The sequence below is a fragment of the Pseudomonas sp. TH49 genome (assembly GCF_016650625.1).
Taxonomy (GTDB): domain Bacteria; phylum Pseudomonadota; class Gammaproteobacteria; order Pseudomonadales; family Pseudomonadaceae; genus Aquipseudomonas; species Aquipseudomonas fluorescens_H.
The window spans coordinates 209708-221124 of the sequence record NZ_JAEKFL010000001.1 but is presented as its reverse complement, the minus strand read 5'-3'; the positions used below and the strand labels follow the sequence as shown (position 1 = coordinate 221124).

Below are 11417 nucleotides of genomic sequence, written 5' to 3'. Positions count from 1 at the left end.
CGCTCCCACAAGGATTCTGTGGTGTCAGTGGCTTTCAGGCAATTCTTCTTCAGATTCGGTCTTCATCCGCGCAGGTCGCGGCATCAGCGCTTGGATCACGTCATCAATCAAGGCTTTGCCCATCACCGTCAGGTAATGCGCAGCCCAGGCATGGCGGTCGGTGTCTTTGATGAAGGCAGCGTCCTCAGCGAAGGATTTGGCGAGGAATAGCAGATCGGAAGCTTGCGACAGTGCATCAATGACGGGGACACCGGAGCGGACGTTGAATAGCGCCAGATCCGAGTTGTAGAGGAAAGAGGTAAAGCCGACGGTTGTGAGGTCCGAAGGTGATGAAGGACTTTGTTTGCTCATTGTTTCGCTCCATAAAACGAGGAGCTGCCGCATTCGTTACCACACGAATGGGTGGCAGCTGTACGCAGGGTGGTAAACCGGGAGAGCAAAGAAACCGGCAGACCCGAAGGTCTCCCACGCACAGCCGCCATGACTCGGAATTGCAGACGTAAAAACACCTGAGTCGTGTTGGGAGCGTTGTTGCACTTTGCTTAGCCGGGTTACCACACCCGATCACTGAATTGGTCAGCGACCTCTGGAGAGTATCCCGTCGAAAAAAAGCGCAACAGAGCGGCAAAGTGCCCAAGCACGAGATTAGGAGTTTGCCTACAAGGTATGCGGACGTCATCTGATATTGCGACACCGGTAACCGGAATTAAGGTGGCGAGCAATCTCGGGGGCGGTGGATTCTTGAGTTGGCGCCACAGGAGGAGGGTCGAATAAAGGGCTTGACGATCGGATATTTTGAATGAGACAAGTGTCCACGTTTTATGGATTGTGGACGAGTGGAGTTTTAAGCTTCATGAAGAGTCAAGACATTTTGCTTTTGTTCAAGATGACCAGCCTTCACGCTCAGGAGGAAAACCTCCTTGGGGTAATGGAGTCGGAGTCAAATTCGAACAGAGTCGAGGAGTTGTTGAAGCCCTACGTGGTCAGTCAAATGACGGCGGGCGGTCGGGTGGGGCAACCATTGGTCACCTACTCCACCGACGGTGAAGATACTGTATTCCGCCGACAGGATTTCGATTCGCCCTTGGACGATGAGGCGGGGTGGGAAGGGTGGTCGGAGCCGGTAGCTGTTCCGCCACTGGCAAGCTGGAGTGAAGGTTACTCGTTGCGTGCGTTGTCTGCTTCACTTGGGCTAAGCAAGAGCGAAGTTTCAAATTCCATCGCCAGGTGTCGTGTGTCCGGGCTGCTCACCAATGACTATGACACCGGACTTCCAAAAGTTAACCGGCGGCAGTTGCTAAACATCACCGAGCACGCTCTGAAATACTTTTTCCCTGTAAAGCCCGGGGCAATGGTTCGCGGCATCCCGACGGGTTTTGCAGCACCGGCACTGTCCAAAAGCATCAAAAGTGCTGGCGGACTGATTCCGGTTTGGCCAGATGCACTTGGAGCGGAGCGTGGACAGGCGATAGAGCCGCTCTACAAGACAGTGCCGGAAGCGGTGAAGCGGGACAGGACCCTTTACCACTATCTTGCGCTTGCTGATGCAATCCGCCTTGGAGGTCCGCGAGAGTGTGGTGTTGCAGTCGACATTCTAAAAGCAGGGATGGGACTGAAATAACATGTCATCCAACGCTGATCACAACTACGAGCTTATAGAGTTTGTTGCTGAGGGTTTGGGAGAGGCGTTTCTCGCGGAGGTTGCCTTTGTCGGAGGTTGCACCACAGCCATGCTGGTAACTGATGCTGTTGTGCTGGACGACATTCGCTTCACCGATGATGTTGACCTGGTGATCGAGCTAGCAGGCATTGGCGCCTGGCAGCAGCTTACCGAACGGTTGGCGGCCAGGAATTTCAAGATTACTGGCGAGGATGAAGTGAACTGTCGTTTCCGCTTCAACGACATCGTCGTTGACGTGATGCCTTCTGATCCCGAGGTTCTCGGATATGCCAACCGCTGGTTTGTAGAGGGGCTGGCGCGGGCCAATAAATTTACGTTGCCCAGCGGTACCGTCATCCAGATATTCAAACCGACCTATTTTCTCGCGACAAAACTGGAAGCCTTCAGTGGTCGTGGCGGTGGCGATCCATACCATAAAGACGTCGAAGACATCATTATCTTGATTGATGGACGTCCAGAGCTTTTAGAAGAGGTTCGGCAGGCAGAATCCGAGCTCAAAGAATTCATCACGAATGGAGTTCGAGCACTCAGGGTTCTCAGTGGCATTGACTATGTGATTGAAAGCTCGGGCTCGGTACAGGCCAATCCGGGAAGAGGGCAAATCATTCATGGGCGCATGAAAGAACTGGGCAGCGCATGAAATACCACGTCAGATCGGTAGCAGGGCGAGCCAGGAGAACCAACCATGACTTTGCTGGAGCGCTCTGTGATGGAGAAAACGGCGTATTTGTTATCACGGACGGTACATCGAGGGTTGGCAGTGGCCAGTTGGCTGAGTCCTTTGCGAAAGATGTTTTAGAGGTCTGGTCAAAACACTTTGATCACGGCCTCGATATCACTGAGTGCGAAGCTGTTGAACAGGTACTGCTTTCTATACTGGCCGACCTCCACCCCGTTTTGTTTGCAAGTCACACAGGCGCCACTTGTTATGTGGTGGGTGTCGCTGCTCATGGGAAACTCACGCTTGCGTATGAGGGTGATTGTTCGTGCGGTGTTGTGACGCCAGCAGGAGCGATCGAATGGATTACGTCGCCCCACTGTAAGGCTAACTGGAGGCGCGACCGTTCCCACTCCGAGCTGGCGCAAGATCCGGCTCGAAACCGGGTGACTCGATGCTTGAAGGCGAGTCGCGCACCGAACCCTGACTTTGTGTTTCATTCATTGACCCTAAGAGAACGACTGGTATTTGCAACCGATGGCTTTTGGGCGGAGCTAACCGAGTTACAGCAAAGCTACTTGCTAACAGCGCCGGATGGCAGCTGTATCGATGTAGAAGATGACATCACGTGGATAGATGTTCAGCTTTAGTCTCGGTATCGATAGAAGTTTCGACTGGCAGGAAGTGCTGCAAGTTTGCGTAAAAAAGCCCCCGCAACCGTGAGGTTGCGGGGGCTTTTCGTTGGAGCGCTTCAGATCACTCTGTCGGCTGATCCTTGCTCTGACGCTTCTCGATCAGGTCCACCAGACGCTTGGCCAGCGCCGGGTAGTTCTCGTCGAAGTGGTGGCCGCCGGGCAGTTTCACCGCTTCGCCGACTGCAGTCTTGTCGGTGCAGCCGCTTTCGTCGGTTTCTTCGGCGCCGTAGATGCACACTACTTTGGTCGCTGGCAGCTTGGCCATTTCCGGGCCGGTGGCGGCTTCTTTGCCGGCGTTGCCGAGCCAGCCTTCGACTTCGATTTCGAAGCTGCCGGTACGGGCGAAGGCCAGCAGGATGATGGCGTCTACGCGCTGCTGCTCGGTGTCCGGCAGGCGGTTGTAGATCGCCGGCAGGACGTCGGCACCGAACGAATAACCGGTCAGGATGAAGCGCTTGGTGCCCCATTTCTGACGGTAGTGCTGCATCAGTTCGGTCAGGTCCAGGGCGCTTTGCTCCGGGCTCTTGTGCTGCCAGTAGTAGCGCAGGGTGTCGATGCCGACGACGGGATAGCCAATCTTGGCCATCTCGCCGGCCACATCGCGGTCGAGGTCGCGCCAGCCGCCATCACCGGAAAGGAACAGGGTCACGGTGTCTTTGGCTTGACCGGCCGGCACTTCAACCACCGGAATCGCCAGACCGCCGTTGTCCTTGTCGCCGCCGACGAGGATCTTGCGCAGCTCGTTGTTCAGCACTTGCGGCAGATTGATGTCGTAGTCGCTGATGCTGGTTTCGGCGTTCGGTTGATCGCGCACGAAACCGGCGCTGGTGTCGTCCGGGTTGTCGTTCCATGCCACCAGCCAATGGCCGTGGGCCGCAGATTTCGGCAGCAGGTGGGTGCAGCCGGGTTTTTCCAGGGCCAGGTCAACCGAGATGGCCTGGGCCTTGTCGTCCTTCTGCTCGGACAGCCAGCGCCAGGCCAGCACGGCGCCCGGGCCGATACCGCTGACCAGCGTGGCCGGGCCATTCAGTTCGCGCAGGCCGGTTTGCAGCGCGCGGCTCTGTTGCAGGCAGTCCTTGGGCAGAATCACCTGAACGATTTGCGCCGAGGCGCTGCGGCTCAGGGTGCTCAGTTGGTTGTCGGTCAGCTTCTGGTCGTCATTGACCGCTACCAGCACCTGAGCCTTGGGCTGGGTGCCGGGAACGACGCGGGTCATGACCGTGCCGTCGGCGGCAGTCAGCGGTTGCAGAGTCGATTGCGGTGCCGGGCGTTTGAGGTACCAGTAACCGCCGCCGGCAATCACGGCCAGCACGATCAGTGCGGCCAGGATGTACTTCAGGGAGCGTTGAATCATCAGCGTTTCACCAATCCAGTCAAGCCGCCCGCGATCAGGGCAGCAGTATCGGCCAGCGCCACCAGCGGATCGAGTCCGGCGGGCACTGCCATATAACGGGGTTCCCAGTCAGGCTGGAACTTGTCTTTGAAGCGGCGCAAGCCTTGGAAGTTGTACAACTGCTCACCACGGCGGAAGACCATCGAGCCCAGACGCTGGGTCAGCGGTGCACCACGCCGGGGTTGCAACCCCGACAACGGCACCATGCCCAGGCTGAAGCGCGCGTATCCGTGACTCTTATAGTGTTGAATCAAACCGACCATCAGGAATTCCATGGTCAGCTTGGGGGCGTCCGGGTGCGAGCGCATCAGATCGAGACTGGCCAGGTCATGGCTGTAAGTCTCGAGCAGGTTGGCGAACGCCACCGGGCGGCCTTCGAAGCGAATCACCGCAATGCGGAAATGCTTCAGGTAATCGTCGCTGAACCGACCGAGGGAGAAGCCTTTCTCGCGCACGTTCTTGCCGGTCAGCCACGCATCGGAAATCACTTTCAACTCGTCCATCGGCGCCTGGCCCGGCTCGTGGATTTCCAGCGACAGACCGTCGCGGGTCCCACGGTTCCAGGTGTAGCGCAGGTCCTTCATCTCTTTGCCCTTGGCTTCCAGGTCAAAGCGATGCAGATCGACCCGGGCTTCTTCGCCGAGCTTGATCGCGGTCAGGCCGATGTCCATGTAGTACGGCAGGTTCTCGGCACGTACCTGATAGAACACCGGACGGGTGTGATGGATGTCGCACAGGTCGCGGAACTGCCAGATCATTTCGGCACGCTGCTGGCCGGGGCCGATCGGGTCGTACAGCGCCACGAGGCTGCGGCCACGGCGGGCGTACATCAGGAACGCCTCGTCGTTGGGGTGAAACAGCAGTGCCTTGTCACCGGTCAGTGCCAGGCCGCCATCGGGTTGCGACGAGGCCATGAGGATCTTCGAGGCGCGTTCCAGTTCATCCGGTGTCGGCAGGTGAATCACCGGGCGCGCGGTGCGCAGCAGCCAGGTCAGGGCGATCACCAGCAACAGTACGGCAGCACCGAGCAGCGAGCGCAGGCCGCGCGGCGCGTCAGCGTCGAGGGTGAACTGCCACCACAGTTGATGGCTGTAAGGCACGTCCTGATAGGCGAACAGCAGCAGCCAGGTCGAAGCCCCCAGCACGCAGAGGCTGGCCACCAGATACAGCGGCGAGAACGGTAGCTCGGTCAGGCGGCTCGGACGATAGAACGAACGGCGGAACACCCCCAGCAACGCAGCGGTGAGTGTCATCAGCGTGGCTTCTTCCCAGTCGAAGCCTTTGAGCAGCGAGAGCAGGGCGCCGACCAGCAACAGAATGGTGGTCAGCATCCACGCGGCAGACAGCCGACGACGCAGGCCCTGGGCGAGCAACAGGCACAGCACGCCGATCAGACTGGCGCCGAAGTGCGAGGCGTCGACCAGACGATGCGGGATCAGAAAACCGATGTGTTCGAGACGGGTGTCGATCTCCGGGGTCGCGCCGGAAAACAGCAGCACCACGCCGGACAGGAACACCAGCACCGCCAGAATGGGCGCCGCCAGACCGGACGCTGCGCGCATGGTCTGGGTCTGAAACAGGCGCTGGCCTTCGTTGATCAGCAAGAACAGGCAGGCCACCAGCAGCGGCAGCACGACATAGATCAGGCGGTAGAGCAGCAGGGCGGCGGCCAGTGGCGCGGCGCCGAGTGTGTCGGCGAACGCGGCGAGCAGGATCGCCTCGAAGACCCCGACGCCCCCCGGCACATGGCTGAGGACGCCGGCGGCCAGGGCCAGCAGGTACACCAGCAGGAAGGCGCCGAATGGCGGGGCTTCCGGCAGCAGCAGATAAAGCACGGTGGCTGCTGCGGCGACGTCGAGGGCGGTGATGATCAGTTGCAGGAAGGTCAGGCGGCGGCCCGGCAGGCGCAACGTCCGGCGCCCAGCCCTGACCAGCAGGTTATCGCGGTACGGTTGCTCCGGCAGGCGCCGGCGGTAGATGCCGATCGCCAGAATCGCGCCCAGACCCAGCACCACCATGGCAATCGTGCCAAGCAGGCGCTCTGACAGGCCCAGGGCGGCGGAAGCGGAAGGCAGGTCGCTGAGGGTTGCGAGAGCCGCCAGCGGTGGCAGGGCGCAGCCCAGCGACAGGCTGGCGAACAGCGTCATGTGGGCGACTTCTGATGCCCCCAGACCATGGCGCGCATATAAACGGTAGCGCACCGAGCCGCCGGACAGCAGCGACAGGCCGATGGCGTTGCCAATTGCAAACGCAGTGAAGCCGCCCAGCGCCAGCGTGCGCGGTGGCAGCGTCACGCCGGCATAGCGGCTCGCTGACCATTCATAGCCCAGCAATATAATGAAGCCGATCACCGTCGCACCCAATGCCCCGAGCAGAGCAGGTTTCGGCACGGCCAGGATCGAGTCATGCAGCGCGTAGAGATCGAGTTCGCTCAGCAGATGGCGACAGGCAATCAGCGCAATGGCAAACAACAGCAATGTGACCGCCAGACCGATAGGCTGGCGGTATTTGCTCAAACGATCCAGCAAGCGCAGGCGCTCGGGCTTGATCGGATGGTCTGCTGTGACGGTGTCTTGTGGATCAGACGAGTTGGCGCGCATCAATCACCTCTTGGATTGTGCGCGACAGGATGGAGGTATCCAGCCAAGTTACCAATCCCTGTAGAAAAAAATAATCACAAAATACTACGCCTCTCATCGGGTATCGGCGAGGGCGGGTCATGGATTGCAGACGTCTTGCCTGCGACTCAAGCATAGTCGCAACTCGGCGGGTCTGACGATCCTGAGTGTTTCACTGCAGCGTGACAGATCATTGTTGCGAAAGGACTTTTTCCACAGATACAAAAAAGGCCACTCTTTCGAGCAGCCTTTTTTGATGTTTGGTTGCGGGAGCCGGATTTGAACCGACGACCTTCGGGTTATGAGCCCGACGAGCTACCAGACTGCTCCATCCCGCGTCTGTGTGGCGGCATTCTACAGGCGAACGGCGAGGTGTCAACCGCTAATCCCGTAAAGGGTCAAATAAGTGTGAATTTGCGTCAAACGGTCGCAGTGGTGCGGTAAGTTTCGGAAATGCAACGAATTCCTGTTCGCCCGGATGTGCGTGATGTGGAGGCCGGTCTGAAAAACAGACATGTCTAGTCCTGAAATAGGTTTACACCTGTTTCAGTCTCAAAACGCCCGATGCACCGCATCGGGCGTTTTGTATTTCAGGGATAAGTGCGGCCGCTCCCGGTTGTAGATTTGCACCGATTCATCCACCATTTTCACTGCATCCGCCAGGTCTTTGGGGCGATGCAGCAAAAACTCAGTCTTCAAAATCCCATTTACCCTCTCCGCCATAGCGTTCTGATAGCAATCATAACCGTCAGTCATTGAGCACCTGATTCCATGCCGGGTATGCATCCGTTGGTATAAATCGGAGCAATACTGGGCTCCGCGATCTGAATGATGAATGAGCGGTTGATTGGATTTTCGCTGACTAACAGCCTTCTGCAGCGCCCTGACCACCGACTCCGTATGCAGGCTGCTGTGCACATGATGACCCACGATTTTGCGTGAGTACGCGTCTGTTATCAGGCTAACGTAAGCGACACTTTCCCGCGTTGGGAGATAGGTAATGTCTGCGACCCAAACCTGCTCAGGTCTGCTGGCTACAACTTGTTCCGGGCCAGCTTTGAGTAGGTTGGGGTGACGGCGGAAGCGATGATGACTATGCGTGGTTTTATGATAAGCGCGTTTGCGAGGAACCAGCTCTCGCGCCTCTCGCAAGATGGAAAACAGGCGGTCTCGACCGACACGTAACGCCGCTGCGGCTTCAATTGCCATCAGGTGGTGCAGTTTGCGCGTCCCAAGCCTCGGCTGGCGGCGACGCTTTTCCAGAACGAATTCCACCACCTGCTGGTCTTGGCAAACTCTCGCGTCAAAGGCTCGGTTGCGCTTGTAATACGCTTGGCGCGAAATGCCCATAAACAGGCAAGCCCTGGTAATGCTCAGGTCTTGGATTTGCCCTTGCGAGAGGACTTGCCGGGTCGCTTTTTTACGATGGACACACCGTAATCATTTTTCAAGACGTTCACGACAGCTTCAAAGAACTGGGCCTTCTGATTGCTCAGCGCCAACTGTTCTTCAAGCTCTTTGATCCGCTGTTCGGGTGTCAGCGGGAGGTTGGGGTCGGTCATCGGCCTGCTCCGCGGCGCTCGGATTGAGGCGCCTTGGCTCCAGTCCTGTCGGCCATGCTTGCGTAACCAAACCAGTACCGTGGACCGGCCTTGAATGCCAAAGCGCCGTTGAGCCTCTTTATAACTCAACTCGCCTTTTTCGACTTGATCTACGACTGACAATTTAAAAGCTAGCGTGTAATCGCGCTGGCTCCGCCTTTTTCCGGTATCCATTGAATCCTCCTGAAGATTGGTCAGAAGGTGTAAACCTTATTCAGGACGCGACAACAGGCACAAAAAAGGCCACTCTTTCGAGTAGCCTTTTTTGATGTTTGGTTGCGGGAGCCGGATTTGAACCGACGACCTTCGGGTTATGAGCCCGACGAGCTACCAGACTGCTCCATCCCGCGTCTGTGTGTCGGCATTCTACAGAGGAACGCCGGTCTGTCAACCTTGAATTCAGATAAATCTGTTCTTGTTCAATCGGTTAGCGCTTTTTACAGGGCCGGCGAAGGGTGCGCAGGGCAGGTGGGGCAAGGCTTTCAGCTCTATCGGCAGGAGATTTTCGATTGAGAATATAAATTCATGGTCGTTTTCCTACAGCCTGAAAAGAACATTCAGACTACTGGTGCTATATACAGGTGTCAGTGAGATACTGGGGATCCGGCTCGCCAGGTTTCCTTTTCTGTCATGACCCAACGAAAAATCATCCACGTCGACTGCGACTGTTTCTACGCCGCCATCGAGATGCGCGACGACCCGAACCTGGCAGGCAAGCCGCTGGCGGTGGGCGGGTCGGCGGATCGGCGCGGAGTGATTGCTACCTGTAACTATGAAGCACGGGCGTATGGCGTGCGTTCGGCGATGTCATCCGGACATGCCTTGAAGCTGTGCCCCGACCTGACCATCGTCAAGCCGCGCATGGACGCCTATCGCGAAGCTTCCAAGGAAATTCATACGATCTTTCGCGATTACACCGACCTGATCGAACCGCTGTCGCTGGACGAGGCCTACCTCGACGTCTCCGACAGCGCGCATTTTGGCGGCAGCGCCACGCGAATTGCCCAGGACATTCGTCGCCGGGTCTCCAATCAGTTGCACATCACCGTGTCTGCGGGCGTGGCGCCGAACAAGTTCCTGGCGAAAATCGCCAGTGACTGGAAGAAGCCCAACGGGTTGTTCGTGATTACCCCGGATCAGGTCGAGGATTTTGTCAGTGGTCTGCCGGTGAGCAAGTTGCACGGCGTCGGCAAAGTTACCGCCGACAAGCTGGGCAAGCTCGGCATCGTCGACTGCCTGCAACTGCGTGAGTGGGACAAGTTGGCGCTGGTGCGCGAATTCGGCAGTTTCGGTGAGCGACTGTGGAGTCTGGCCCGTGGGATCGATGACCGGTTGGTGCACAACGACAGTCGCCGTCAGTCAATCAGCGTGGAAAACACCTACGACGTTGATCTACCCGATCTGCGCAGTTGCCTGGACAAATTGCCGGAGCTGCTGGAAACCCTGAAAACCCGCATGGAGCGGATCGACAGCAGCTATCGCCCGGGCAAGCCGTTCGTCAAAGTGAAGTTCCATGACTTTACCCAGACCACGCTGGAGCAAGCCGGGGCAGGGCGCGATCTGGGCAGTTATCAGTTGATGCTGACGCAGGCGTTCAACCGGGGCGGGAAACCGGTGCGGTTGTTGGGGGTGGGGGTCAGGCTGGAGGATTTGCGGGGTGGGTTTGAGCAGATGGAGTTGTTTGAGCGCTAATTGCTGCGGTGTTGCTGATGCCGCTTTCGCGAGCAAGCCCGCTCCCACATTTGATTGCATTCCATCTGAAGGAACTCGATCAACTGTGGGAGCGGGCTTGCTCGCGAAGCTTTTCAGCCTTAATTCGGTCCCGGATCCGCCACCAGACGCCCGGCATCCTTGGTCAGCGACTTGAGAAACTCGGCCTGTAACTCAGGATCGTTGCGCGTCAGTTCGATCAGGCTTTGCTCCAGCTCGCTGGCTTCCTCTTCCAGACCCAGCTCCGACAGACGCTTGACCCGGTGGACCCACTGGCTCACTTCGTCGTCTTCCAGATCGTCGTAAATCAAACCATGGGCTTCGAGCAACTTGCTGCGCAAATGGCTGCTGATGGCCAGGGATGAATCGCTGTGCACGTCATCCTTGCCGTCTTCAACGCTGATCTGCAGCTTGCCGATATGATTCAGGTCATTTTCGGCGAACGGACTGTCCAGCAGGTTCAGGCGCAGCACACCGTTGCGGTCGGTGGTCATGTCGAATGTCTGCTTGCCAGCCTTGACCTGCACTGGACGCTCGCTCCACGGCAGGCTCGAATACTCCATGCGCTTGTCGCGCTGGACTTCATCGATACTGGCCAGGTTCTGTTGCGCGCGACCATGGGATTGCATGTTCATGGCCGGGTTGAGGCCGTCCAGACCGTAGCTCAACCAGTCCCTGGTCATGCTGTCCGGCAGGTTGCCGAGTGCGAAAACGTTGCCCACGTTGGCGCCGATACCCCCCACCAGCGCAACCGCACCCAGCGGAATCTCGTAGATTTTCCGCCAGGGCTGGTAAGGCGTATAGCGATCGTAATGCCGCGTGACCTCGAACTCGGTGACCTCGAAGGTCTTCTGTTCGCTGATCTTCACGCGGCGTTGCGGCAGTTCGAGCACCTTGGGCTCACCGACGTCGATCTGCAGGCTGTGATCGAGCAATTTACGCTCGACCCGCTCTTCGTGCTCGCTGCGCTGTGACATGTGATTGGCGCAGCCGCTGACCAGCAGGGCGCCGCATAAGGCGGCGCCACCGAGGCCCAGGGTGTTTCGCTTGAACATGAGGTC

General features: G+C 58.1%; 9 protein-coding genes and 2 tRNA genes. 4 read left to right on the top strand and 7 right to left on the bottom strand.

Going from position 1 to position 11417, the window contains the following annotated elements; translation table 11 throughout:
* Window positions 1-24: 24 nt before the first annotated feature.
* On the bottom strand, window positions 25-351 hold the full coding sequence (locus JFU48_RS01105) for a DUF3077 domain-containing protein (protein WP_201135646.1): 327 nt from the start codon (window positions 349-351) through the stop codon (window positions 25-27).
* 502 nt (window positions 352-853) lie between these two features.
* Here JFU48_RS01105 and JFU48_RS01100 point away from each other — a divergent pair.
* Genes JFU48_RS01100 through JFU48_RS01090 form a run of 3 tightly spaced genes read left to right on the top strand, consistent with a single transcriptional unit; the run spans window position 854 to window position 2989 of the window.
* Complete coding sequence (locus JFU48_RS01100; RefSeq protein WP_003222286.1) at window positions 854-1621, top strand: hypothetical protein; 768 nt, start codon at window positions 854-856, stop codon at window positions 1619-1621.
* A gap of 1 nt (window position 1622) precedes the next feature.
* Complete coding sequence (locus tag JFU48_RS01095; protein ID WP_003222287.1) at window positions 1623-2321, top strand: hypothetical protein; 699 nt, start codon at window positions 1623-1625, stop codon at window positions 2319-2321.
* Window positions 2318-2989, top strand: a complete 672-nt coding sequence (locus JFU48_RS01090; RefSeq protein ID WP_201135645.1) for a PP2C family protein-serine/threonine phosphatase — start codon at window positions 2318-2320, stop codon at window positions 2987-2989. Before JFU48_RS01095 ends, JFU48_RS01090 begins: the two co-directional genes overlap by 4 nt.
* Before the next feature lie 106 nt (window positions 2990-3095).
* On the opposite strand, the gene JFU48_RS01085 is transcribed toward JFU48_RS01090, so the two are convergent.
* The 5 genes from JFU48_RS01085 to JFU48_RS01065 all read right to left on the bottom strand — a co-directional run bounded on the left by JFU48_RS01085 (window position 3096) and on the right by JFU48_RS01065 (window position 8996).
* On the bottom strand, window positions 3096-4388 hold the full coding sequence (locus JFU48_RS01085) for a virulence factor family protein (RefSeq protein WP_201135644.1): 1293 nt from the start codon (window positions 4386-4388) through the stop codon (window positions 3096-3098).
* Window positions 4388-7027 (bottom strand): bifunctional lysylphosphatidylglycerol flippase/synthetase MprF, encoded by a 2640-nt coding sequence (gene mprF / locus JFU48_RS01080; protein ID WP_201135643.1) that lies wholly within the window; start codon window positions 7025-7027, stop codon window positions 4388-4390. The genes JFU48_RS01085 and mprF overlap by 1 nt, the downstream gene beginning before the upstream one ends.
* Window positions 7028-7306: 279 nt before the next feature.
* Window positions 7307-7383, bottom strand: a tRNA-Met gene (locus JFU48_RS01075).
* A 214-nt stretch (window positions 7384-7597) separates the two neighbouring features.
* A protein-coding gene (locus tag JFU48_RS01070) for an IS3 family transposase (RefSeq protein ID WP_201135642.1) occupies window positions 7598-8820 on the bottom strand; the annotation gives its coding sequence in 2 pieces (ribosomal slippage) (window positions 7598-8469 and window positions 8469-8820; 1224 coding nt in all).
* Between the two features lie 99 nt (window positions 8821-8919).
* Window positions 8920-8996 (bottom strand) — tRNA-Met (locus JFU48_RS01065).
* 280 nt (window positions 8997-9276) lie between these two features.
* Between JFU48_RS01065 and dinB the strand changes: the two genes are divergently transcribed.
* Complete coding sequence (gene dinB, locus JFU48_RS01060) at window positions 9277-10338, top strand: DNA polymerase IV (protein ID WP_003222295.1); 1062 nt, start codon at window positions 9277-9279, stop codon at window positions 10336-10338.
* Window positions 10339-10457: 119 nt separating this feature from the next.
* Here dinB and JFU48_RS01055 read toward each other — a convergent pair whose 3' ends face one another.
* Window positions 10458-11411 (bottom strand): hypothetical protein, encoded by a 954-nt coding sequence (locus JFU48_RS01055; RefSeq protein ID WP_201135641.1) that lies wholly within the window; start codon window positions 11409-11411, stop codon window positions 10458-10460.
* Window positions 11412-11417 lie beyond the last annotated feature (6 nt).

What these genes read in the sequence shown, in the direction of transcription:
- JFU48_RS01095 (WP_003222287.1), top strand. Translation starts at nt 1,623, where the DNA reads ATGTCATCCAACGCTGATCACAACTACGAGCTTATAGAGTTTGTTGCT.
- JFU48_RS01100 (WP_003222286.1), top strand. Translation starts at nt 854, where the DNA reads ATGAAGAGTCAAGACATTTTGCTTTTGTTCAAGATGACCAGCCTTCAC.
- dinB (WP_003222295.1), top strand. Translation starts at nt 9,277, where the DNA reads ATGACCCAACGAAAAATCATCCACGTCGACTGCGACTGTTTCTACGCC.
- JFU48_RS01085 (WP_201135644.1), bottom strand. Translation starts at nt 4,388, where the DNA reads ATGATTCAACGCTCCCTGAAGTACATCCTGGCCGCACTGATCGTGCTG.
- JFU48_RS01105 (WP_201135646.1), bottom strand. Translation starts at nt 351, where the DNA reads ATGAGCAAACAAAGTCCTTCATCACCTTCGGACCTCACAACCGTCGGC.
- JFU48_RS01055 (WP_201135641.1), bottom strand. Translation starts at nt 11,411, where the DNA reads ATGTTCAAGCGAAACACCCTGGGCCTCGGTGGCGCCGCCTTATGCGGC.
- mprF (WP_201135643.1), bottom strand. Translation starts at nt 7,027, where the DNA reads ATGCGCGCCAACTCGTCTGATCCACAAGACACCGTCACAGCAGACCAT.
- JFU48_RS01090 (WP_201135645.1), top strand. Translation starts at nt 2,318, where the DNA reads ATGAAATACCACGTCAGATCGGTAGCAGGGCGAGCCAGGAGAACCAAC.